This window comes from Actinocrispum wychmicini (genome assembly GCF_004345645.1).
GTDB lineage: Bacteria > Actinomycetota > Actinomycetes > Mycobacteriales > Pseudonocardiaceae > Kibdelosporangium > Kibdelosporangium wychmicini.
This window is the reverse complement of sequence record NZ_SLWS01000005.1, coordinates 94,079-116,134: the sequence shown is the minus strand read 5'-3', so window position 1 is coordinate 116,134 and position 22,056 is coordinate 94,079. Positions and strand designations below refer to the sequence as shown.

At 68.9% G+C, this 22,056-nt stretch carries 21 protein-coding genes; 13 read left to right on the top strand and 8 right to left on the bottom strand.

Annotation, left to right across the window (positions count from 1 at the left end; all coding sequences use genetic code 11):
* The first annotated feature begins 61 nt into the window (after positions 1 to 61).
* The 4 genes from EV192_RS22485 to EV192_RS22470 all read left to right on the top strand — a co-directional run bounded on the left by EV192_RS22485 (position 62) and on the right by EV192_RS22470 (position 5,810).
* Positions 62 to 1,486: an alpha,alpha-trehalose-phosphate synthase (UDP-forming) gene (locus tag EV192_RS22485; protein WP_243727000.1), complete on the top strand. Its 1,425-nt coding sequence runs from the start codon at positions 62 to 64 to the stop codon at positions 1,484 to 1,486.
* Between the two features lie 67 nt (positions 1,487 to 1,553).
* The gene (otsB, locus tag EV192_RS22480; RefSeq protein ID WP_132118490.1) at positions 1,554 to 4,082 is read left to right on the top strand and encodes a trehalose-phosphatase; all 2,529 of its coding nucleotides are present in this window, start codon (positions 1,554 to 1,556) and stop codon (positions 4,080 to 4,082) included.
* A 112-nt stretch (positions 4,083 to 4,194) separates the two neighbouring features.
* Positions 4,195 to 4,743 (top strand): RNA polymerase sigma factor, encoded by a 549-nt coding sequence (locus EV192_RS22475; protein ID WP_132118488.1) that lies wholly within the window; start codon positions 4,195 to 4,197, stop codon positions 4,741 to 4,743.
* Positions 4,740 to 5,810, top strand: a complete 1,071-nt coding sequence (locus tag EV192_RS22470; protein ID WP_132118486.1) for a hypothetical protein — start codon at positions 4,740 to 4,742, stop codon at positions 5,808 to 5,810. Before EV192_RS22475 ends, EV192_RS22470 begins: the two co-directional genes overlap by 4 nt.
* Here EV192_RS22470 and radA read toward each other — a convergent pair.
* Both radA and EV192_RS53970 read right to left on the bottom strand, forming a co-directional pair.
* Positions 5,800 to 7,164 carry a DNA repair protein RadA gene (radA, locus tag EV192_RS22465; RefSeq protein ID WP_132118484.1) on the bottom strand — a complete coding sequence of 455 codons (1,365 nt, stop codon included), beginning with the start codon at positions 7,162 to 7,164 and terminating at the stop codon, positions 5,800 to 5,802. The two genes, EV192_RS22470 and radA, sit on opposite strands and share 11 nt — an antisense overlap.
* Positions 7,165 to 7,358: 194 nt before the next feature.
* Positions 7,359 to 8,039: a hypothetical protein gene (locus EV192_RS53970; RefSeq protein ID WP_165960546.1), complete on the bottom strand. Its 681-nt coding sequence runs from the start codon at positions 8,037 to 8,039 to the stop codon at positions 7,359 to 7,361.
* 296 nt (positions 8,040 to 8,335) lie between these two features.
* Between EV192_RS53970 and EV192_RS22455 the strand changes: the two genes are divergently transcribed.
* From EV192_RS22455 to EV192_RS22440, 4 genes are read left to right on the top strand one after another with little or no spacing between them, the layout of a single operon-like run.
* Entirely contained in the window at positions 8,336 to 8,830 is a 495-nt protein-coding gene (locus tag EV192_RS22455; protein ID WP_033392499.1) for a CarD family transcriptional regulator, read from the top strand.
* A 37-nt stretch (positions 8,831 to 8,867) separates the two neighbouring features.
* Positions 8,868 to 9,437, top strand: a complete 570-nt coding sequence (locus EV192_RS22450) for a 2-C-methyl-D-erythritol 4-phosphate cytidylyltransferase (RefSeq protein WP_132118482.1) — start codon at positions 8,868 to 8,870, stop codon at positions 9,435 to 9,437.
* Positions 9,434 to 9,910 (top strand): 2-C-methyl-D-erythritol 2,4-cyclodiphosphate synthase, encoded by a 477-nt coding sequence (gene ispF, locus EV192_RS22445; RefSeq protein ID WP_132118480.1) that lies wholly within the window; start codon positions 9,434 to 9,436, stop codon positions 9,908 to 9,910. Before EV192_RS22450 ends, ispF begins: the two co-directional genes overlap by 4 nt.
* A gap of 9 nt (positions 9,911 to 9,919) precedes the next feature.
* Entirely contained in the window at positions 9,920 to 10,315 is a 396-nt protein-coding gene (locus tag EV192_RS22440) for a PPOX class F420-dependent oxidoreductase (protein ID WP_132118478.1), read from the top strand.
* 139 nt (positions 10,316 to 10,454) lie between these two features.
* Here EV192_RS22440 and EV192_RS22435 read toward each other — a convergent pair whose 3' ends face one another.
* Complete coding sequence (locus EV192_RS22435; RefSeq protein WP_132118476.1) at positions 10,455 to 10,985, bottom strand: hypothetical protein; 531 nt, start codon at positions 10,983 to 10,985, stop codon at positions 10,455 to 10,457.
* A 170-nt stretch (positions 10,986 to 11,155) separates the two neighbouring features.
* Here EV192_RS22435 and EV192_RS22430 point away from each other — a divergent pair, with 170 nt between their 5' ends.
* From EV192_RS22430 to EV192_RS22415, 4 genes are all read left to right on the top strand, one after another.
* Entirely contained in the window at positions 11,156 to 11,821 is a 666-nt protein-coding gene (locus tag EV192_RS22430) for an HAD family hydrolase (RefSeq protein WP_132118475.1), read from the top strand.
* A 43-nt stretch (positions 11,822 to 11,864) separates the two neighbouring features.
* On the top strand, positions 11,865 to 13,256 hold the full coding sequence (cysS, locus tag EV192_RS22425) for a cysteine--tRNA ligase (protein WP_132118474.1): 1,392 nt from the start codon (positions 11,865 to 11,867) through the stop codon (positions 13,254 to 13,256).
* 1 nt (position 13,257) lies between these two features.
* Positions 13,258 to 14,211, top strand: a complete 954-nt coding sequence (gene rlmB, locus EV192_RS22420; protein ID WP_132118472.1) for a 23S rRNA (guanosine(2251)-2'-O)-methyltransferase RlmB — start codon at positions 13,258 to 13,260, stop codon at positions 14,209 to 14,211.
* A 118-nt stretch (positions 14,212 to 14,329) separates the two neighbouring features.
* Entirely contained in the window at positions 14,330 to 15,763 is a 1,434-nt protein-coding gene (locus EV192_RS22415) for an MBOAT family O-acyltransferase (protein ID WP_132118470.1), read from the top strand.
* Here the strand turns inward: EV192_RS22415 and EV192_RS22410 are convergent.
* Entirely contained in the window at positions 15,735 to 16,730 is a 996-nt protein-coding gene (locus EV192_RS22410) for an oxygenase MpaB family protein (RefSeq protein ID WP_132118468.1), read from the bottom strand. The genes EV192_RS22415 and EV192_RS22410 overlap by 29 nt on opposite strands.
* A 128-nt stretch (positions 16,731 to 16,858) precedes the next feature.
* Between EV192_RS22410 and EV192_RS22405 the strand changes: the two genes are divergently transcribed.
* Positions 16,859 to 18,025: a DUF445 domain-containing protein gene (locus tag EV192_RS22405; protein WP_132119722.1), complete on the top strand. Its 1,167-nt coding sequence runs from the start codon at positions 16,859 to 16,861 to the stop codon at positions 18,023 to 18,025.
* On the opposite strand, the gene EV192_RS22400 is transcribed toward EV192_RS22405, so the two are convergent.
* The 4 genes from EV192_RS22400 to EV192_RS22385 form a co-directional block, all read right to left on the bottom strand.
* On the bottom strand, positions 18,014 to 18,850 hold the full coding sequence (locus EV192_RS22400; protein ID WP_132118466.1) for a metal ABC transporter permease: 837 nt from the start codon (positions 18,848 to 18,850) through the stop codon (positions 18,014 to 18,016). The genes EV192_RS22405 and EV192_RS22400 overlap by 12 nt on opposite strands.
* Positions 18,850 to 19,689, bottom strand: a complete 840-nt coding sequence (locus tag EV192_RS22395; RefSeq protein WP_132118464.1) for a metal ABC transporter ATP-binding protein — start codon at positions 19,687 to 19,689, stop codon at positions 18,850 to 18,852. Before EV192_RS22395 ends, EV192_RS22400 begins: the two co-directional genes overlap by 1 nt.
* Positions 19,686 to 20,582 (bottom strand): metal ABC transporter solute-binding protein, Zn/Mn family, encoded by an 897-nt coding sequence (locus EV192_RS22390; protein WP_132118462.1) that lies wholly within the window; start codon positions 20,580 to 20,582, stop codon positions 19,686 to 19,688. Before EV192_RS22390 ends, EV192_RS22395 begins: the two co-directional genes overlap by 4 nt.
* A gap of 152 nt (positions 20,583 to 20,734) precedes the next feature.
* Positions 20,735 to 21,835 carry an ABC transporter ATP-binding protein gene (locus tag EV192_RS22385; RefSeq protein WP_132118460.1) on the bottom strand — a complete coding sequence of 367 codons (1,101 nt, stop codon included), beginning with the start codon at positions 21,833 to 21,835 and terminating at the stop codon, positions 20,735 to 20,737.
* Positions 21,836 to 22,056: the final 221 nt, after the last annotated feature.

Sequence of the window (22,056 nt, the reverse complement as noted above, 5' to 3'; positions counted from 1 at the left end):
CCGTGGGGAATGACTGACTACTGTCGTGGAGGCAGTGTCGTCACAAGGAGGCTTTCTCCCGGTGAACAGTGGTGCGGATTTCATCGTCGTGGCCAACCGGCTCCCGGTCGACCTCGATCGCGCGCCGGACGGCACGCAGCGTTGGAAGCACAGCCCCGGTGGTCTGGTCAGTGCCCTGGAGCCGTTCCTGCGGTCCCGGAAGGGCGCCTGGGTGGGGTGGCCGGGGGTGGCCGATGTCGACGTCGACGAGTTCGAGGACGAGGGGCTGCGGCTGTCGCCGGTCACGTTGTCCTCGACCGAGGTGCGGGACTACTACGAAGGGTTCTCGAACGCCACGTTGTGGCCGCTCTACCACGACGTCGTGGAGGCGCCGGTGTTCGACCGGGCCTGGTGGGACAGCTATGTGAAGGTCAACCACCGGTTCGCCGAGGCCACCGCGGCCATCGCCGAGCCGGGCGCGACCGTGTGGATCCAGGACTACCAACTGCAGCTGGTGCCCGCTCTGCTCCGGGAACAACGCCCTGACCTGCGGATCGGGTTCTTCCTGCACATTCCGTTCCCGCCGGTGGAGCTGTTCATGCAGCTGCCGTGGCGGTCGGAGATCGTTCGCGGACTGCTCGGCGCTGACCTGGTCGGGTTCCACCGTCCGGGTGGTGCGCAGAACTTTCTGTGGCTGGCGCGGCGGTTGGTCGGGCTGGAGCCGAGCCGGGCCGCGGTCGGCGTGCGGACCAGGCCCGGCCTGATCCACGTCGGTGACCGGCCGGTGCGGGTGGGCGCGTTCCCCATCTCGATCGATTCGGCCGGGCTGGACGGGACGGCCCGCAAGCGGGACGTGATGCAGCGCGCCCAGCAGATCCGCCAGGACCTGGGCAACCCGCGCAAGATCCTGCTCGGGGTCGACCGGCTGGACTACACCAAGGGCATCGACGTCCGGCTGTACGCGCTGCAGGAGCTGCTCATCGAGGGCCGGATCGACCCGGACGACGTCACCATGGTCCAACTGGCGACCCCGAGCCGCGAGCGGGTCGAGCACTATCAGCGCATGCGGGCCGGGATCGAGCAGGTGGTCAGCCGGATCAACGGCGAGTTCGGCCGGGTCGGTCACCCGGTCGTGCACTACCTGCACCAGTCGGTGGACCGCCGTGAGCTTGTGGCGTTCTTCTCCGCCGCGGACGTCATGGTGGTCACGCCGGTACGGGACGGCATGAACCTGGTCTGCAAGGAGTACGTGGCGTGCCGGCACGACCTGGGTGGCACCCTCGTGCTGAGTGAGTTCGCCGGCGCCGCCGCCGAGCTCACGAGCGCGTTCCTGGTCAATCCACATGATCTTGACGGGGTGAAGAACGCGCTGCATGCGGCCCTAATGATCGACCCCGCTGAGGGCCGCCGTAGGATGCGCGCTCTACGACGCCAAGTCCTCACCCACGACGTTGACCGATGGGCACGATCGTTCCTCGAGGCTCTGGGGTCGCAGGGGTTGAACTGAATCAGTTCAGAATCTAACTTCACCCGATAGTGGCAATGGCTGCCACGCTGAAGCGTGAGGAGAAGGCGTGACCGCCGAGGCCCTTCCCGCGGAGCTGCGACGCGCGATCGTGCAGCTTGCGCGCACACCGCGGCTGTTGGTCGCGTGTGACTACGACGGCACATTGGCGCCGATCGTGGAGGACCCCGAGCAAGCCCGGCCGCAGCAGGAGTCGGTCGGCGCGTTGCGGTCCCTGGCCGGCCTGCACGAGACCACCACCGCGGTGATCTCCGGGCGGGCTCTTCGGGACCTGGCCACGATGTCCCGGCTGCCCAGCGAGGTGCACCTGGTCGGCAGCCACGGATCCGAGTTCGACATCGGGTTCGTGCACTCGCTCAACGGCCCGGCCCGTGAGTTGCACCACCGGCTCGAGTCGGTGCTGTACGAGCTGACCAGCGGCATGCCCGGCATCCATCTGGAGGTCAAGCCGGCCAGCGTCGCCGTGCACGTCAGGCGCGCCGCGCCGGACGTCGCCGAGCACGTGGTCGCGGCCTTGCGTGAGGGCCCGTGCACCTGGGAGGGCATCCAGGTGACCGAGGGCAAGGCCGTGGTCGAGATGGCCGTGGTCCAGACCGACAAGGGCCATGCCCTGGACGTGCTGCGGCACCAGGTCGGCGCGACCGCCGCGATCTTCGTCGGCGACGACGTGACCGACGAGAAGGCGTTCGCGCGGCTGTCCGGGCCGGATCTCGGCGTCAAGGTCGGCGTCGGCGACTCCCTGGCCCCGTTCCGGATCGCCGACACCCACGCGGTGGCGACCGTGCTCGCGTTCCTGCTCGAGGAACGCCGCAACTGGCTGTACGGGGAGCAGGCCACCCCGATCGAGCGGCTGACCATGCTCGCCAACGAGCGGTCGGTCGCCCTGGTCACCCCCGAGGCCCGGGTGACCTGGCTGTGCCACCCGGAGCCGGACTCGGCGGCGGTGTTCGCGGACCTGCTCGGTGGCCCGTCCGCCGGGCACCTGTCGATCACGCCGGAACGCGGCGGCCTGCCGCTCGGCCAGCGGTACCTGCCGGGCACGATGACCGTGGAGACCCGTTGGTCGGGCCTGCTGGTCACGGACTACCTGGAGCACTACGCGCTGCCCCACCGCACCGACCTGATCCGCGTGGTCACGGGCAACAGCCGCGCGGTGGTCGACTTCACGCCGCGGCCGGAGTTCGGCCAGGTGCCGGTCAAGCTCGTCCGGGACGACAACGGCCTGCGGGTGGTCGGCACGTCCGACCCGATGGCGTTGTACTCGCCCGGCGTCGAGTGGGAGATCAGTTCGGACGGCATCCACGACTCGGCGCGCGCGGTGATCACCCCCAACGGTGACCCGATCCTGCTGGAACTGCGGTGCGGCACGGACGATCTGGAGCCCAACAGCGTCCCGGAGCCGGAGCGCAAGGCGCGGGCGAACGCGTACTGGACCGAATGGCTTGCCACGCTGACGTTCCCGGAGGTGGAGCGTGAGCTCGTGGCGCGTTCCGCGCTGACGCTGCGCGGCCTGTGCCACAGCGAGACCGGCGGCATCATGGCCGCCGCGACCACCTCCCTGCCCGAGGAGATCGGCGGCATCCGCAACTGGGACTACCGCTACTGCTGGCTGCGGGACGGCGCGCTGACCGCGAAGGCGTTGGTGTCGCTGGGTTCCACGGGCGAGGCCGAGGCGTTCCTCAACTGGGTGCACGGCGTGCTGACCACGGTTCCCGGACCGGAGCGGCTGCACCCGCTGTACACGCTCGCCGGCACGGGCCTCGGCCCGGAAGCCGTCATCGACACCCTCCCGGGGTATGCCGGCTCCCGGCCGGTCCGGATCGGCAACCTGGCCAACCAGCAGGTCCAACTGGACGTGTTCGGTCCGGTCGTCGACCTAGTCGTCGCGCTGTCCGCGGCCCGCGGCAAGCTGACCGACGACGACTGGCGGATGACCTGCGCGATGGCCGAGGCGGTCACCCGCAGGTGGGAGGAGCCGGACCACGGCATCTGGGAGGAACGGCACCGCCCGCGCCACCATGTGTACTCCAAGGTGATGTGCTGGCTCACCATCGACCGGGCCGTCACGCTGGCGGAAACCTATGGCCGCCAACCGAATCCGGAGTGGCACGGGCTGCGCGCCAAGCTCGCCGAGAGCGTGCTGACGAACGGGTGGAACGAAGAGGTCAAGTCGTTCACCACCGCGTACGACGGCACGGACCTGGACGCGGCGTCGTTGTTCGTCGGCCTGTCCGGCCTGATCGACCCGAGCGACGAACGCTTCGGCTCGACCGTGAGCGCGATCGAGGCGGAGCTGCGCAGCGGGTCCACTGTGTACCGCTACCACCGGGACGACGGCCTGCCGGGCAACGAGGGCGGCTTCCACCTGTGCGCGGCGTGGATGATCGAGGCGTACCTGCTGTGCGGCCGGCGGACCGAGGCGGAGGACCTGTTCGCGCAGATGGTGGACTGTGCCGGCCCGACGGGTCTGCTGCCCGAGGAGTACGACCCGATCGCGGAACGGTCCCTCGGCAACCACCCACAGGCGTACAGCCACCTCGGCCTGATCCGCTGCGCCCAGCTGCTCAGCGCCGAGTAGCTCGATAGCCATCCGCAAGGAGGGTTCGCACGCTCGTCAGGGAGCGCGCGAACCCTCCTTGCGCGTTAGCCGGAACGGTTGGGCGGGCCGCGGGCAATACATCCACGTGACGATGGCGAGCGTGGAACGTCCGGACCTCACGGGCGCAGACGCTGGAACGCTCCTGGAACGGCTCTACGACGAGCATGCGCGGTCTCTGCACCGCTACCTGTCCCGACGGCTGGACACGACCACCGCGGACGACCTTGTGTCCGAGACGTTCCTGGTCGCGTGGGAACAGCGGCACCGCTACGAGCCTGAGCGGGCGACCGTCCGCGCATGGCTGTACGGAATAGCCACCAACCTCCTTAAGCGACACGCCCGCAGCGAGATACGCGGACTGCGTGCGACCGCGCGTGAGGTGGGCAGGGCGGTGACCGGGGAGGGCATCGACACCGTCGCCGTCTCCCGGGCGGACGCACACCGCAAGGCACGCCAGTTGGGTTCCGCGCTCGCCGAGTTGCGACCGGCGGAACGGGACGTGCTGCTCCTGGTCGCCTGGGCCGGGTTGCGCCCGGTCGAGGTGGCCGAGGCGCTCGGGGTCGAGGTCGGCACCGTGCGGTCCAGGCTGCATCGCGCCCGTTCGGCACTACGCGCCCACCTCGAAGGAGCAGAGCGATGACGGACGACGACCTCGACCAACTGCTGGCCGACTTCCGCGATGACGTCCCCCCGATGACCGACACGGCGTTCCTGCTCGGCAAGGTCCGAATGCAGGCCCGGTCGGAGAAAGTCGCCGAGAAGCCCGTGCGCGACCTGCATCTGCCGGTTCGCTTCGAGTACACCGACTCGGACCTGCGGCGCAGCCCGCCGCGTCGGCTGGTGCCGTGGCTGACGGCGGCCGCCGCGGCGGCCGTGGTGGCCGGGGTCATCGTGGTCAGCGGCATCAGGTTGGGGACCTCGGTACCGGCGGAGCAGCCCGGCGACCTGCTCAGCTGGTTGGCGCGGCACACCGGCGACCCTGTCCAGGCGCCCGGCCAGTACCTGCTCATGTCCCGCCACGAGTGGAACGTGCCGTACCGGGCGCCCGGTACACATGGAGGCGTGGTCATGAACGGCGGCATTGTCACCATGGACGACCACAACGAGGGCTACTGGAACGAGTGGGTCCCGGCCGACCGAACCGGGGTCTGGCAGTTGAGCCGGGACGTACGCGTGTCCGCGCCGGACCCGCCGCTGCCCGGTGACCCGCCCGTGCCGACCATGGTGACCGGACTGTCCCAACAGGAGGGTGTGTTCCAGGCGCCCGGCGGGAGTTACCTCTCCACGGTCGGCGAATGGCACATCCCGAACGAGTCGTTCATGGCGTCCCTGTCGCGCGACCCTCAGGAGCTGGACCGCTGGATGTCGGTGAACCGGCCACACGACACCTACGACGACCAGTCCGCCAAACTGGAGGTGGCCCGTTCGCTGCTTGTCCGGCCGGTCCCTGCCGACCTGCGCCGAACCCTCTACCAGGTGCTGAGCACGCTTCGGGTGACAGTGAACGAACACGCGGCGACCAGGGACGGACGGCCCGCGGTGTCGATCAGCCGGGGCAACCCGGCCGTCGAACAGGTCCAGACGTTGCTCATCGATCCGACGAACGGCGAGCTCATCGGGACGAGGACCGAGTTCCCCGGCGGCCAGGTGATCTCCGAGACGACGGTGACCTGGTCGGTCGTCGGCGGGCTCGGGGCTACTTCTTAGACAGCGTGTCCACGAGGGTCCGCACGTCGCCGACGACGGTCGCCTTGATGTCCGGGGGTAGGCGACCCGCGTCCGGCGGGATCAGGGCCCGTTTGAAGCCGAGGCGGGCGGCTTCGGCCAGTCTGCGGCCGACGCCGCCCACCCGGCGAACCTCGCCGGCCAGGCCGACCTCGCCGATGATCACCATGTCCGGCGGCAGCGGGATGTCCAGTTTCGCGCTCGCCACCGCCATGGCCAGGGCGAGGTCGCCGGCCGGTTCGATGATCCGCATCCCGCCGACGGTGGCCGTGAACACGTCCGACTTGCCCAACGGCAGGCTCGCCCGGCGCTCCAGGACAGCCAGCACCTTGGCCACCCGGGACGCCTCAAGGCCGTTCACCGCGCGCCGGGGCATCGGCAGGTCCGTGTTGGCCACCAGGGCCTGTACCTCGGCCAGCAGGGCCCGTTTTCCCTCGGTGATGACGGTCACGGCGGTGCCCGCGACGCCCACGGTCCGCTGGTTCATGAAGATCCCGGACGGGTCCGGCACGCCGACGATGCCGTCCTCCACCATCTCGAAGCAGCCGACCTCGTCCGCCGCGCCGAACCTGTTCTTCACACCCCTGACCAGGCGCAGCGACGAGTACTTGTCGCCTTCGAAGTGCAGCACGACGTCCACGAGGTGTTCCAGGACCCGCGGCCCGGCCACCGAACCCTCCTTGGTGACGTGACCCACCAGGATCACCGGGAGGCCACGTTCCTTGGCCAACGCGACCAGGGCCGCGGTGACCGCGCGCACCTGGGTCACGCCGCCCGCCGAACTGTCCACGGCCGGCGACGACATGGTCTGCACGGAGTCGATCACCAGCATGGTCGGCTTGACCGCGTCCACGTGCCCGATCACCGTGGCCAGGTCGCTCTCGGACGCCAGGTACATCTCGTTGTGGACGTTCCCGGTGCGTTCGGCCCGCAGCCGGACCTGGCCCGCGGACTCCTCACCGGTGATGTACAACGACCGGCCCGTGGCGCCCTCCCGCGCGACCCACTGGTAGGCGACCTCCAGTAACAGGGTCGACTTGCCCACCCCGGGTTCGCCGGCCAACAGCACGACCGCGCCCGGCACCAGCCCGCCGCCGAGCACCCGGTCGAGCTCGGGCACCCCGGTCTGCTGGGCCCGCGCCGACTCGACGTCCACCTCGGCGATCGGCCGCGCGGGCGAACTCGGCGCCCCGGCGACCACCTTGGCCAGCGCCGGCCGGGCCGACGCGACCTCCTCGATGGTCCCCCACGCCTGGCACTCCGGGCAGCGCCCGAACCACTTCTGGACGACGTTCCCGCACTCACCACAGCGATAAGCCGAAGCAGCCTTCTTCACGGGCGGAACCTACCGGCCACCCCCGACAGTGTTGAACTGTCCTCGCTCCGCTCGGACGGGCTTGGCCGCCTTCAGCCGACCATTTCCACCCCGCCCCACGCGACCGACATCTCCGCTCGGGGCTGGCCACCGCCTTAGCTGGGGCGATGTCGGGCGTGTTGCGTGGCGTAAATGATCGGCGCGGCCAAGCCGAATCAGGGACCTTCGGAGGCGGGGGCCTCGCGGGGCTGGGTGGAGGTGGCGATCGGGACGACGACGGTGGTCTGACCGCCGCGGAAGACGAAGGTGACCTCGATCGTCTTGCCGGACCAGACCTGCTCGGCCAGGTTCGTCAGGACGATGGACACCGTGCCGATCTTCGGCGCGGCCGAGCTGGTGGTGGTGGTCGCCGCCGAGGACGACGACGCCGAGCTCGATGACGAGGACGATGAAGAGGAACCGGTGGGCGACGTCGACGAGGAGGACGACGAGGATCCGCTCGGGGTCGTGGTGACCGACGAGGACGAGGTCGGCGCCGTGGCGGACGCGTCCAGGGTCAGTGTCTTGCCGGCGGGCAGGCTCTTGTCGCCGGCGACCACCGCGTCGCCCCACTTGCTGGTGACCTGGACCAGTACGTCGTCGGTCTGGCCGGCGTTGACGATCACGCCGCGCAGGGTCGCGCTGCCGCCCGCCTTGTAGTAGCCGCTCGGCGGGTAGACGAGCTGGACGTCGCGCACGGCGATCGTGCCGGCCTGGCCGGTGCCGCCGTTCACGGCCGGCTCCATCCCGGCGGTCTGGGCGATCTGGCCGGCGCCGCAGCCCGCGAGAACCAGTGCCGCTCCCACCACGGCGGCGATGCGCAGCCGTCCGGAGGTGTGCTTGAGTACTCGACCCACGGTTGCCGGTCCTTCCTGGGGAAATCCGTCACCTGCCCGACTGCGGGAAGCGTATCCGGCGGCCCGCACCGCTGCGTCCGGGGCCTCGGCCGGACCGCCGCGAGGTCGTCCACTGTGGAGCCGGTTGGGGCTTGACAAGATCATCATTTGTCTGCTTGACGCATACCCCGCCGTGGTTTGTCAACCCCCAGCCGGTCCATCCTCGAGGCGCTGACCTGCGCTTACCCGGTCAATGCCGAACTGAGGGGGATTGCGGGACGTGTTAGAATGGGGTTAGCGAAAGGGGCAGAGGACACATGGTTTTCAAGGTCGGAGAGACCGTCGTCTACCCGCACCACGGTGCCGCTCTCATCGAAGCCATTGAGACCCGCGTGATCAAGGGCGAGGAGAAGAAGTACCTCGTCCTCAAAGTCGCGCAAGGTGATCTCACGGTTCGCGTACCCGCTGACAACGCCGAGATCGTAGGCGTGCGGGACGTCGTGGGCCAAGAGGGTCTCAACCGGGTCTTCGATGTTTTGCGCGCTCCTCATACGGAGGAGCCGACCAACTGGTCCAGGCGGTATAAGGCCAACCTCGAGAAACTCGCCTCCGGCGATGTGAACAAGGTGGCCGAAGTGGTGCGAGACCTCTGGCGGCGTGAGAAGGACCGGGGCCTGTCCGCGGGTGAGAAGCGGATGCTGGCCAAGGCTAGGCAGATACTGGTCAGTGAACTGGCTCTGGCCGAGGGCACCGACGAGGACAAGGCGGAAGTCCTCCTCGACGAGGTCCTGGCGACAGCCGCAGCGGTCTGACACACACCGCGGTACGGAAACCGGGGCCTCTGGCGTGATGAAGAGTGCCATCGCGCTGGTCCCCATGGCCGACCCGGCCGCGTCCGTACTTGGCATGCCATTGATCGAGCGTGCCGTGCGTGGCCTGCTTTCCGCAGGCTGCGTGCGGCACGTTTTCCTTTGTACTCCGACCGCGCTCACTCTGCCCGGAGAAGAGCCCGAGGCCACAGTCGTCGTAGGCGACGTGCGGGCCGGTCTGGCGACCGCGTCGCGGATCTTGCCAGACATCCGGTTCGCTCTCGTGCACGAGGTCACCCGCGCCGCCACCCCGCCGGAGGTCATCCGCGCCGTGGTGGCCGAGCTGGAACGCGGCGCCAAGGCGGTGATCCCGGTGCTGCCGCTGACCGACACCGTCAAGCGGGTCGACGCCCAAGGCCGGATCGCCGGCACTCGGGACCGTTCCGGCCTGCGTGTCATGCAGTCCCCCCTCGGTGTCCCGGTCGAGGTGTTGCTCGCCGCCGAAGACCCGTCACCCGCCGGTCTCGGCATCCCGCTGACCACGGTCCCCGGGCACCCGCAAGCCCTGCGCATCAGAACGGCGTTCGACGTCGCTACCGTGACGCCATGATCCCCCGGATAGGCACCGGTTGCGACGTCCATCCGATCGAGCCCGGCCGGGAGTGCTGGCTGGCCGGCTTGCGCTGGGATGGCGTCGACGGCTGCGTCGGCGACTCGGACGGGGACGTGGCGGCGCACGCGCTGTGCGACGCGGTCCTCGCCGCTGCCGGCCTCGGTGACCTCGGCGCGGTCTTCGGCACCGGCGATCCGCGCTGGCGCGGATCGCACGGCGTGGAACTGCTCGCAGAGGTACGGCGCCGGCTCAACGAGGCCGGTTTCGAACTGGGCAACGCGTCAGTCCAGGTGATCTGCAACGCACCCAAGATCGGCAAGCGCCGCGCCGAGGCCCAACAGGCCCTGTCGGCGGCCATCGGCGGCCCGGTTTCGGTGTCCGGGACGACCAGTGACGGGCTGGGCCTGACCGGCCGGGGTGAAGGTGTCGCCGCGATCGCCAGTGCCCTGGTGATCCCCCTGGGCTCGTAGGCTGCCGGCATGGCTTCTCTCAACGACACCATCCGGGCGATGGTCGACGGCAGGAACTTCGCCACCCTCGCGACGATCAACGCCGACGGCAGCCCGCAGACCTCCGTGGTGTGGATCGCCAGGGACGGCGACGACCTGCTCATCTCCACCGTGATCGGCCGGCTCAAGGAGCGCAACCTGCGCCGCGACCCGCGCGCCAGCGTGTCCGTGTTCGACCAGGACAACCCGTACAACTACTTCGAGGCCCGCGGTTCGGTCACGTTCACCGAGGTGGACGGCTTCAAGCTGATCAACGACCTGTCGCACAAGTACGGCGGCCAGGACTTCACCGGCGACGTGGGCACCGACCACGTGCGGGTGATCATCCGGCTCACCCCGGAGAAGATCTCCGGCAACGCGGCCTGAGACCGAACCGGGCCGGGCGAACCCCTGCGATCGCCCGGCCCGCCCCGGCCTGACCGGGCAACTCCTTCGGGCAGACAAAGTCCCAAGGTGGAGTCGCATGGCGGGACCGACGAGGTTGTCCTCGTGACCCAACAGAGACCTACGCCCGCCGACGGGCTCGCCGGAACACCAGGAACCCGACCCCGCCCGCGACGAGCACACCCCCGCCGGCCAGTGCGATCAGGCCGTAGTTCGGGCCGCTGGGCTGCGCGGGGGCCGCGGTGACGGTGTCGTCCTCCTCCGGTGCCTGGGCGGCGTCGGGCAGGTCGTCGCCGTCGGCGGCCGCTCCCGGGTTGCCGGCCGCCACGTCGAACGCGCCGGTGACGGTCTTTCCACCGCACGTGAACGACAGGGTGTAGTGCCCCGGTTTGGTGCCCGGTTTGACTTTCGCGGAGGTGTACGCCGGCTCGCCCGGGTCGGCCGATCCGAGGTCGTCCGCGTCGAGCGCGGGCGACGTGACCTTGGAGCCGGTGAAGTTCGTCGCGTCGCAGCCGGCCACCACCCCGACCGCCTGGCCGGCCTGGATCTGCTTGTCCCGCACGGCGATGGACGGGGCTTCGGCGGCCGTGGCGACCGGACCGGTCACCAGCATTCCCAGCACGGCGGCGCCGAGCACAGTGCGAGTACGCATGGAAATCCCCTCAGCGGAAAACGGAGTTCTCGCGACCGGTCAGTTCCGGTGCGGTTGCTATGCCCGTAGAGGCGTCTGACCGGGGCGGGCGGTTGCGTCCGATATCGAACAGAGATGTGCGTCCCGCCGGGCAACCTGGGCGACTCGGGGGCGTCGGTAATCTTGGTCGCATGAGCATCTCTGGGGTTCTGTTCGACTTCTCCGGCACGCTGTTCCGACTGGAGCCCGACCTGACCGGGCTGGTCAGCCTGGCCGGCGAGCCGATGGGCGGCGAGGCGCAGGCCGAGGTCATGCGGCGGCTGACCGCGCCGGTGGGTGAGCCCGGCGGGCTGCCCGAGCGGATGCGCGGCGACTGGGACCGCCGTGACCTCGACCCGGTGCTGCACCGCCAGCTGTACACGGAGGTGCTGCGCGGCTCCGGTGTGGGCAATCCCGAGTACCTCTACGACGGGATGCTCACCGCGGCCGCGTGGCTCCCGTACCCGGACACTGTGGACGCACTGAAGTCGTTGGCCGACAAGGAGATCCCGGTCGCGGTGATCAGCAACATCGCCTGGGACATCCGGCCGGTGTTCCACCACACGGGCGCGGCGGAGTTCGTCGACGAGTTCGTGCTGTCGTACGTGGAGGGCGCGATCAAACCGGACCCGCGGCTGTTCAGCGTCGCGTGCGAACGCATTGGCGTCGCGCCCAAGGACGTGTTGATGATCGGCGACAGCAAGGAGGCCGACGGCGGCGCGGCACGGATCGGCTGCGCGGTCGCGATCGTCGATCCACTCCCGGTCGACCAGCGGCCGACTGGACTGCTGGAGGTTCTCGCCGACAACGGGTTCTAATACCGATTCGATGGTCGGGGCATCAGCCCCGTACCATCTTCGCGTGAGCCTCCACCTGTACGACACCGCGACCCGGAGCACGAGGGAATTCCATCCCTCCCGGAACGGGACGGCGTCCATCTACGTGTGTGGGGCCACTGTGCAGGGAATTCCGCACATAGGTCACGTCCGTGGCGCGTTGAACTACGACGTTCTGCGCCGTTGGCTCGCGGCCGGTGGCCTGGACGTCACGTTGGTTCGCAATGTCACGGACATCGACGACAAGATCCTCACCAAAGCCGCGCAGGCCGGCCGGCCCTGGTGGGAATGGGCGCAGACGCACGAGCGCGCCTTCGAGGAAGCGTATGACGCCCTCGGCTGCCTCCCGCCTTCGTACATGCCGCGCGCGACTGGGCACGTCACCCAGATGATCGAGCTGATGCAGCGGCTCATCGACAAGGGGCACGCGTACGCGGCCGACGGTGACGTGTACTTCTCCGTGGCGTCGTTCCCGGCGTACGGCGCGCTGTCCAGGCAGCGGCTGGACGAGGTGCAGCAGGGTGAGAGCGCCGCCGGGGGCAAGCGCGACGGCCGGGACTTCACGCTGTGGAAGGCCGCCAAGCCCGGCGAGCCGGCCTGGCCGACCCCGTGGGGCGCCGGCCGGCCGGGCTGGCACCTGGAGTGCTCGGCGATGGCCACGGCGTACCTGGGCGCCGAGTTCGACATCCACGGCGGCGGCATCGACCTGATCTTCCCGCACCACGAGAACGAGCAGGCCCAGTCCCGCGCGGCCGGCGACAAGTTCGCCGACTACTGGCTGCACAACGGCTGGGTCACCATGTCCGGCGAGAAGATGTCCAAGTCGCTGGGCAACACCGTCTCGATTCCGGAGATGCTGAACCAGGTGCGGGCGCCCGAACTGCGGTACTACCTGGTGACGCCGCACTACCGGTCGACGATCGAGTACTCCGGGACCGCGTTGACCGAGGCAGTGTCCGCGTACCGCCGGATCGAGACGTTCGTGCGGAACGTCGTCGGCCGGCTGGGCGCGGTCGAACCTACCGCCTTCTGCTCGGAGTTCACCGAAGCGATGGACGACGACCTCGGCACACCCGCCGCGGTCGGTGCGATCCACAACGTGGTCCGTGAAGGCAACACCGCGCTGGCGTCGGGTGAAGACACCGCGGCACGTGGCGCGGCCGGATCGGTGCGGGCGATGATGGCCGTACTCGGACTGGACCCGTTGTCCGACATGTGGTCCGAGGAGTCCACAACGGACGCGGCACACCGCAACTCGCTGGCCTCCCTTGTGGACGGCCTGCTTGAGGAGCGCGAGAAAGCCCGCCGTGAGCGTAATTTCGCCGTCGCCGATGTGGTGCGGGATCGCTTGCTCGCGGCCGGGATCGCCGTCGAGGACACCCCCGACGGTCCACTATGGACATTGAAGGACAGTTAGCGTGGCCGGCAACTCAAGGCGTAAGGGCGCGATGCGCAAGCCCGGGACCAAAAAAGGGGCCGTGGTCGGCTCCGGCGGGCAGCGCCGCAAAAGCCTCGAGGGGAAGGGCCCGACGCCGAAAGCCCAGGACCGCCCCAACCACAAGGCGTACCGCAAGCCGGCCGCCCGCACGGCCCGGCCCGAGCGCAGGGAGATCGCGCCCGCGGCCGAGCTGGTCGCCGGCCGCAACCCGGTGGTCGAGTGCCTGCGCGCCGAAGTGCCGGCGACAGCCCTGTACGTGGCCCTCGGCGTCGACGCCGACGACCGGGTGGCTGAGGCCGTCCAGCTGTCCGCCGACCGGGGCATCTCGGTCCTCGAGGTCTCCCGCCCGGAGCTCGACCGGCTCACCCACAACGCCACCCACCAGGGCCTGGCGCTGCAGATCCCGCCGTACGAGTACGCACACCCGGACGAGCTGCTGGAAGTGGCGAAGAACTCGGGCGAGGACGCCTTGCTGGTCGCCCTGGACGGCGTGACCGACCCCCGCAACCTGGGCGCGGTCATCCGCTCGGCAGCGGCCTTCGGGGCCCACGGCGTGGTCGTGCCACAGCGGCGCAGCGCGAGCATCACGGCCGTGGCCTGGCGGACGTCGGCGGGAACGGCCGCGCGCGTGCCCGTGGCGGTCGCGACCAACCTCACCCGCACCCTCAAGGACTGGGCGGACACCGGCCTGATGGTCGTCGGCCTGGACGCGGACAGCTCGATCACGGTCGACGAACTGGAGCTGGCCACCGGCCCGCTGGTGGTCGTCGTCGGGTCCGAAGGCCGCGGCCTGAGCCGCCTGGTCCGGGAACGCTGTGACGAGACGGTCTCGATCCCGATGGCGCCAGGAGTGGAATCCCTGAACGCCTCGGTCGCGGCCGGCGTGGTCCTGGCCGAAGTGGCCCGCCGCCGAAGGGCAGCCGGCCGGGCCTGACGCCGTGTCGCGCGTTCCGGGGCGGTTGGCTGGCTCACACCGCAGCGGACCTGAACATCGCCTTTTCCGGGCGTCCGGTCGGCTAAGGTCAGCTGGCCTAGTCCATTTGAGGTAACGGATGTCTTTCGCCAGCCCGCTGTTCCTGTGGTTCTTCACGCCGGTCGTGCTGGCGGCCGTCCTGCTGTGCCCACGGTCCTGGCGGAACGGGATCATCGCGGTCGCCAGCCTGTTCTTCTACGCGGTCGCGGCCGGCGCGGACACGTGGCTGCTGCTGGTCGCGATGGTCGTGAACTACTCGGTCGGACCGTTCCTCGAACCGGACCAGTGGGACCGCCGCGCAGCGGGCCGGCGCCGGCTCCTGATCATGGCCGTCTCGGTCGACCTGGGCCTGCTCGTCATCTGGAAGTACGCCGGGTTCGCGACCGAACAGCTGGACGCGCTGGCCCAGGTCTTCGGCGGCGACTTCCCGGTCACCCACCTCATCCTGCCGGTCGGGATCTCGTTCTACACGTTCCACCACATCTCGTACGTGGTGGACGTGTACCGCGGCGAACGGCACGCGCTGCGCAACCCGGTCTCGTTCATCACTTACATCGCCATGTTCCCGCAGCTGATCGCCGGGCCGATCGTCCGCTACCGGGAGATCTCCGACCAGCTGCCACAGGTGCGCAGCCACCGGCTGGACGACATCGCGTCCGGGTTCCCCCGGTTCGCGCTGGGCCTGTGCAAGAAGGCGATCATCGCGGACTCGTTGTCGCCGTTCGTGACCGCGTGTTTCGCCACGCCGTCGGACCAGATGACGTTCGCCATGGCCTGGTTGGGGGCCATCGGGTACACCCTGCAGCTGTACTTCGACTTCTCCGGCTACTCCGACATGGCGATCGGCCTCGGCCGGATGCTGGGCTTCCGCCTGCCGGAGAACTTCGCCCGGCCGTACTCGTCGGTCACGATCACCGAGTTCTGGCGGCGCTGGCACATGTCACTGTCGCGCTGGTTCCGCGACTACGTCTACATCCCGCTGGGCGGCAACCGCCACGGCGCCGGGAAGACGTACCGGAACCTGTGCGTCGTGTTCGTGCTGACCGGTTTCTGGCACGGCGCGAACTGGACGTTCCTGGTGTGGGGCCTTTTCCACGGCGCGTTGCTGATCATCGAACGCGGTTTCCACCTCGACGACGCGCCGAGCGGAACCCGGGCCCGGATCGCCCGCCGGGCGCTGACCATGTTCCTGGTCGTGATCGGCTGGGTGTTCTTCAAGTCCGCGGACCTGTCCAGCGCGTTGGCCATGGTCGGCCACATGTTCCTGCCCGACTTCGACGGGCTGAGCGACACCGTGGTGACCGCGCTGACCAACCAGCGGCTGGTCATCATGCTGGCGGCGTTGGCGATCCTGTTCATGCCCGCCCAGCCCGTCACCGGCCCGCTGCTCGAATCGTCCCGCAGCACCCCGGCGACCGTGCTGCGGATCGGTGTGATGACCGTGGGGATCGTCTACGCGGCCGTTCTGATCGCGTCCGGCACGTTCAGCCCGTTCCTGTACTACCAGTTCTGAGAATCTCCGCGGCCGGTGTCGAGGCGGGCGCCAACTCCTGACGAGGCACCCCCGTCGCCTGCTGAGCGCGCTGAACCGCCTGGGTCTTGATCAACGCGGGACCCACGCTGTCCCGCAGGATCTGCAGCATCACCCGGATCGACCGGCGGGTCACCAGCCGGTCGACCGGGTTCGACTCCAGCCGGTACAGTCGCGCGGCCCACGGCGGCAACAGGTCGAACGCGGCCTTGCACAGCAGCTTGCTGCCGGCGCGCGCGGCCGCGGTCCGGCCGAAGGGGTGGGTGAAGAACCGCACCACTTCGCCGGTCTCCTCGGAATACGTGAGCAGTGGCCGCATCCGCGCCAAGTATTCGTCCACTTCGGACGCTGTCTTGGGTACGCCGGTGGCCCCGAGCTTCTCGCTGATCACGGCGTACTCGGCGTAGTACCGGTCCACGCCGGCCGGGGAGACCGGCTGCGGGTGGTAACGCAGGTGGGCGTTGATGATCCCGTAGGCCTGCGTCACCCCGGTCCAGATGATGTACTCGGACGCCGACGCGTCGTACGGGCGGCCATCGGGCATGGTGCCGTGCACGTGTTTGTGCATCCGGCGGACGGTCTGCGCCATCTTCTCGGCCACGGGCGTGCTCGCGAACGTCATGGCGTTGACGAACGACACTGTCCGGCCGAGGCGGCCGAGTGGGTCGTCCTTGTAGACCGAGTGCTTGTTGGTGCCGTGCATGGTGGGTTCGTGCAGGGAGCCGAGGATCAGGCCCATCACGCCACCGATCACGCCGGACGGGTCGTCGTGGACGTACCACATCGTCGAGTCCGGGCCGAACAGGCCGATGTCGCCGGGCGGGTCGGTGTACTGCTCGCCGGGCAACGAGTCGGCGCTCAGGGACATCGCCCACACCTTGGCGATGTTGCGCTTGAGCGTGCCCATGGTGGCGAGGTCGCCCAGGTCCAGCAGTCTCGTCGTCAGCACCGGCCACCACCTATGAGACAGATAATCATCTTTGTTTCAATGTCTCGCAGCCATCGCGGCTTTGTCAACCCAATTGTCGCCCGTCCACTAAGGTCCGGTGCGTGCCGGACTGGGTGGTACTCGTGGCTATGCCGTTCGTGGCGGCCGCGCTCGGCTATGTCACCAAACGGATCGCCATCGAGATGATGTTCCGGCCGATCGAGTTCGTCGGCCTCAAGGGTACGTTCCTCGGCTGGCAGGGTGTGGTGCCGCGGAACGCCGAACGGATGATCCGGATCGCCGCCGACCTGCTCACCAGCAAACTCGTCGACGCCCGCGAGGTGGTCGCCGGGATCGACGGCGACCGGCTGGCCGACGAGCTGGAAACCGCCCTGCTCGTCGACATCGACCGGATCGCCCGCGAGATCATGGCGCGCCACCACCCCGCCCTGTGGGAGGCCCTGCCGGCGCTCGCCCAGGACGTGATCGTCAAACAGGTCCAGGCCGGCGCGCCGGACGCGGTCCGCCGGATGGTCGCGGAGATCCGCGACAACATCGACCACCTGCTGGACATCAAGGAACTCGCGGTGGCCACCCTGCGCCGCAACCCGGTCCTGATGGTCCGCCTGGTCAAGGACATCTCCCGGCCGGAGATGGCGTTCATCGCGCGCAGCGGCATCTGGTTCGGGTTCGGGCTCGGCCTGGTGCAGACCCTGGTGTGGGCGTTCACCGAGCTGCCGATCGTGCTGCCGCTGTTCGGGATGTGCATCGGCTGGTTCACCGACTGGCTGGCCATCAAGCTCGTGTTCTTCCCCAGGGAACGCACCCGCGTCCTCGGGATCGTGCCGTTCCAGGGGATCTTCCAGCGCCGTCGGGACGAGGTGGCCCAGAAGTACGGCGAGATCGTCGCCCGTGAGGTGATGACCGTGCCGAACATCATGGACGCCGTACTGAACAGTCCACGGGCCGACCGCCTGGCCGCCCTGGTCCGGCGCGTGGTGTGGGAAACCGTTGACGCGCGGGCAGGTCTGGCCCGGCCGGTGATCGGCGACCGGCGGATGCGGGACATCAAACAGGCCGCCGCCGACCAGGCCATGCGGACTTTGCCTGGCACGGTTCAGGTGGCCGAGGACTACCTCACCGAAGCGCTGGACGTCGGCAACACCATCGCGCGCAAGATGAACGACCTGTCCCGGGTGGAGTACGAGGAGCTGCTGCGGCCCGCGTTCCGGCAGGACGAGTGGAAACTCATCGCGGTCGGCGCGATCATCGGGTTCCTCGTCGGCGAACTGCAGGTGCACCTGCTAGTGGGCTAGCACCCGCTTGCGGGTGGAGACCCGGGCGAAACCGTAGATCAGGAACGAGATCGTGCACACGAACGCGCTCACCGGAACCCCGGGCGCCAGCGACAGGATGATCCCGCCGAGCACCGACACCTCGGCGAACACGACCGACAGAATGGTCGCCCGCAACGGGTTCGCGGTGATCCGGCAGGCCGCGGCGGCCGGCGTCACCATCAGCGACAGAACCAGCAACGCGCCCACGGTCTGCACCCCGAGTGCGGTCGCGACGCCCACCAGCACGGCGAAGACAGGCGACAGCATCCCGGTCGGCACACCCCGCGCCCGCGCCACGTCCGGGTCGACCGACGCGAACATCAACGGCCGGTAGATCACCGCGAGCACCGCGAGCACGACCACCGCGCAGATCGACAGCAGCAGGATGCTGGCGAAGTCGACGCTGACGATCTGGCCCACCAGCAGCCCGAACTTGTTCGACGCCCGCCCCGGGTACATCCACAGGAACAGCACGCCGAGCCCAAGCCCGAACGCCAGGACCACGCCGATCACCGAGTCCGTCTCGGAACTGCGGCGGGACAACAGGCCCAGCACGATGGCCGCGACGACCGACCCGGCCAACGCGCCCAGCCCGACGCTGACACCCAGCAGCAGAGCCGCGGCGCCGCCGGTGACGGCAAGCTCGCTTGTGCCGTGCACGGAGAAGGCCATGTTCCGGCTGACGATCAACGGCCCCAACACGCCAGCCAGCAGGCCGAGGATGGCGGCGGCGATCAACGCGTCGCGGACGAACCCGTACTGCATGACCTCGAGCGTCTTGTCGAAGTCGAAGAACTTGTCCATCAGTCCGACCTCGCTTGCAGGTGGTGCGGCTGGTCGGACTCCACGGCACCGTGCGCGCCGACCACGATGATCTGGTCGCGGACCCGAACCACGTCGATCTGGGTGCGGTACAGCTCGGACAGCACCTCCGACGTCATCACCTCGTCCGGGGCGCCGATCCGGAACCGGCCGTCCACCAGGTACAGCACCCGGTCGACCAGAGGCAGGATCGGGTTGATCTCATGTGTGACGAACAACACAGCCGTATCGGCCTCGGTCCGCCGTTTGTCGATCAGCTCGCTCACCGCCCGTTGGTGCGCCAGGTCCAACGACAGCAACGGCTCGTCACACAGCAGCACAGCGGGATCGCTGACCAACGCCTGAGCGACCCGCAGCCGCTGCTGTTCGCCGCCGGACAGCAACCCCACCGGCCGGTTCGCGAACGCGGTGGCGCCGACAGCCCTGATCGCCTCGTCGACACGTTGGCGCCGGGTGCGCATACCTTTCAGCCCGACACCCCATTTGTGGCCGTCGTAGCCCAACGCGACAAGATCGCGCCCGCGCAGGGTGATCGACGGGTCGACGGCCCGCTGCTGCGGGATGTACCCGACCTTGTGGTCGCCGCCGGGCAGAGTGAGCCGGCCGGACGACAGTTTCTGCAGGCCCAGCAACACCCGCAGGAGGCTCGTCTTGCCCGAGCCGTTCGGGCCGAGCACAGCGACGAACTCACCAGGGCACAGGTCCAGGTCCAGGTCCGCCCACAGGGCGCGCTGCCCGTACGACAGAGTCGCGCCACGCAGCGAGACCAACGGCTGTTCGACCGCGCCGACACTCGACTCGGAAAGCAGATCACCGGTCATCTCTTCACCGCCGCCGAGAGTGCGTCCACCTGCTTGGCCATCCAGTCAAGGTAATCGCCCGCGCCGTCCGGAAGCGTTTCCGTCACACCCACCACCGGCAGCCCGGCCGCGGCCGCGACGCTCCTGAGCTGCTTGGTCACCGGGGTTTCGGTCTGCTCGTTGTTGATCAGGGCGGCGACCTGCTTGTTCTTCAGCAGGTCCGTGGTGGCGGCCACGGCGGTGGCGGGCGGGTCGGTCTCCTCCTCGATGGCTTTGGAGAACTCCTCCGGAGTCACGTCCTTCACCCCCGCGGTCTCCAACAGGTAGACCGGCACCGGCTCAGTCACGACCACCAGGACGCCGGGCTTGGCCTGGCCGATCGACCTGGCCTTGGCGATCAGCTCGTCAAGCCTGCCGTCGAAGGCCTTGGCGTTGGCCGCGAAGGTGTCCTTCTTGTCCGGCGCGACCGTGCCGAGCTGCTCGGCGATCTTGTCGGCGACCCGCTTGACCGTGGGGAAGTCGTACCAGACGTGCTCGTTGCCCCCCGGCTTCTTGCCGGACAGGTCGAACGCCACGATCGTGGGCACGTTCTGGCCGTTCTCCCTGACCAGCTGGGTGAAGAAGTCGTCGTAGCCGGCGCCGTTGTACAGGGCCAGCTTGGCGTTGCGCAGGTCGATGGCGTCGGTCGGGGTGCTCTGGTAGCCGTGCGGGTCGGCGGCCGGGTCGTCGATGACCGACTTCACGTCCACCGCGTCACCGCCGACCGCCCGCAGCACGCTCCCCCACACGTTCGTGGAAGCGACCACCGGGATCTTCCCGGCCTGTGGACCTTGGCCAGGATCGCCGGCCTTACCACCGCACGCGGCCAGCGTGAGGACCAGAACCGCAGCACCTGCCAGAAGTCGGGCGCTCATGCACACTCCCGCATGGAAATGGAAACCGTTGTCGTTAGTGACAGAGTCTACGACACCATCCCCAATATGATTCCGCCAATCAGGTGACGCCCATTACACAAAGCGACCCCCACCTCTCCAAGGAGACGTGGGGGTCGCTCGGGTATGACGACTCAGTCAGTGAGGCGCTCGCCTGTGTCGGGGTGGAACAGGTGCACCTCGTTGGCGTCGCGGACCGCGATCTTCACGTTCTGGCCCAGGCCGGGTGGGGTACGGCCGTCGACCCGGACGACGAAGCGCTCGGACGCCTCGCCGATCCTGACCGCGCCGTGCACCAACGCGTCCGCGCCGAGCTCCTCCACCAGTTCCACGGTCATCTGGATGCCATCCTCCTCGACGCTGGCCAGGCGCAGCGCCTCCGGGCGGATGCCGAAGGTGACCGTGGACAGGCCGGCCTTGGCGGCGGCGTCGAGCGCGGTGCGCTGCAGCGGCACGACCACGCCGTCCAGCTGGGCACCCTCGGCGGCCAGTGGGACCGTCTTGAGGTTCATCGCGGGCGAGCCGATGAAGCCGGCCACGAACGCGTTCGCCGGCTTGTCGTAGAGCGCACGCGGGGTGTCGCACTGCTGGAGCAGGCCGTCCTTGAGCACGGCCACGCGGTGGCCCATGGTCATGGCTTCGACCTGGTCGTGGGTGACGTAGATGGTCGTGGTGCCGAGGCGCTGCTGCAGGGCGGCGATGTTCGCGCGGGTCTCCACGCGCAGCTTGGCGTCCAAGTTGGACAGCGGCTCGTCCATCAGGAAGACGCTGGGTTCACGCACGATGGCGCGGCCCATGGCGACGCGCTGCCGCTGGCCGCCGGACAGCGCCTTCGGCTTGCGGTCCAGGTACTTGGTCAGGTCGAGCATGGCCGCGGCTTCGGCGACCTTCTCCTTGATCTGCGCCTTCGGCGTGCCGCGCAGCTTGAGCGCGAAGCCCATGTTGTCGGCGACCGTCATGTGCGGGTACAGCGCGTAGGACTGGAACACCATCGCGATGTCCCGGCCCTTCGGCGGCACGTTGGTGACGTCCTTGTTGCCGATCTGAATAGTGCCCTCGTCCACGTCCTCCAAGCCGGCGAGCATGCGCAGCGCCGTCGACTTGCCGGATCCGGAGGGGCCGACCAGGACCAGGAACTCGCCGTCGGCGACATCCAGGTCGAGCTGGTCCACCGCGCGTACCGGCGGACTGCCGGCGAACACCCTGGAGGCACCTACGTACGAGACCTCGGCCATCTGCTGTTCCCTTCGCCACGCTGCGCCCACGCACAGGACCGGACCAGGTCCTGGAGCGTGCTCTCGCTCACCGTAGCCAATAATTGGGAAAACGTCAGCCATCAGCGGGTATCGAAGTGGTGTAGACCAAAGTAACCGGTTACCCAGCGCTCATCACGGCCCCCACCAGCGCGGCAACCTCCTGGCATTGGTCTAGACCAACTGAGCGAAAAACCAGGCGT

What these genes read in the sequence shown, in the direction of transcription:
- EV192_RS22455 (WP_033392499.1), top strand. Translation starts at nt 8,336, where the DNA reads ATGGTTTTCAAGGTCGGAGAGACCGTCGTCTACCCGCACCACGGTGCC.
- EV192_RS22430 (WP_132118475.1), top strand. Translation starts at nt 11,156, where the DNA reads ATGAGCATCTCTGGGGTTCTGTTCGACTTCTCCGGCACGCTGTTCCGA.
- EV192_RS22405 (WP_132119722.1), top strand. Translation starts at nt 16,859, where the DNA reads ATGCCGTTCGTGGCGGCCGCGCTCGGCTATGTCACCAAACGGATCGCC.
- EV192_RS22450 (WP_132118482.1), top strand. Translation starts at nt 8,868, where the DNA reads ATGAAGAGTGCCATCGCGCTGGTCCCCATGGCCGACCCGGCCGCGTCC.
- EV192_RS22390 (WP_132118462.1), bottom strand. Translation starts at nt 20,582, where the DNA reads ATGAGCGCCCGACTTCTGGCAGGTGCTGCGGTTCTGGTCCTCACGCTG.
- EV192_RS22470 (WP_132118486.1), top strand. Translation starts at nt 4,740, where the DNA reads ATGACGGACGACGACCTCGACCAACTGCTGGCCGACTTCCGCGATGAC.
- EV192_RS22440 (WP_132118478.1), top strand. Translation starts at nt 9,920, where the DNA reads ATGGCTTCTCTCAACGACACCATCCGGGCGATGGTCGACGGCAGGAAC.
- EV192_RS22435 (WP_132118476.1), bottom strand. Translation starts at nt 10,985, where the DNA reads ATGCGTACTCGCACTGTGCTCGGCGCCGCCGTGCTGGGAATGCTGGTG.
- EV192_RS22400 (WP_132118466.1), bottom strand. Translation starts at nt 18,850, where the DNA reads ATGGACAAGTTCTTCGACTTCGACAAGACGCTCGAGGTCATGCAGTAC.
- ispF (WP_132118480.1), top strand. Translation starts at nt 9,434, where the DNA reads ATGATCCCCCGGATAGGCACCGGTTGCGACGTCCATCCGATCGAGCCC.
- EV192_RS22475 (WP_132118488.1), top strand. Translation starts at nt 4,195, where the DNA reads ATGGCGAGCGTGGAACGTCCGGACCTCACGGGCGCAGACGCTGGAACG.
- EV192_RS22395 (WP_132118464.1), bottom strand. Translation starts at nt 19,689, where the DNA reads ATGACCGGTGATCTGCTTTCCGAGTCGAGTGTCGGCGCGGTCGAACAG.
- EV192_RS22385 (WP_132118460.1), bottom strand. Translation starts at nt 21,835, where the DNA reads ATGGCCGAGGTCTCGTACGTAGGTGCCTCCAGGGTGTTCGCCGGCAGT.
- EV192_RS22415 (WP_132118470.1), top strand. Translation starts at nt 14,330, where the DNA reads ATGTCTTTCGCCAGCCCGCTGTTCCTGTGGTTCTTCACGCCGGTCGTG.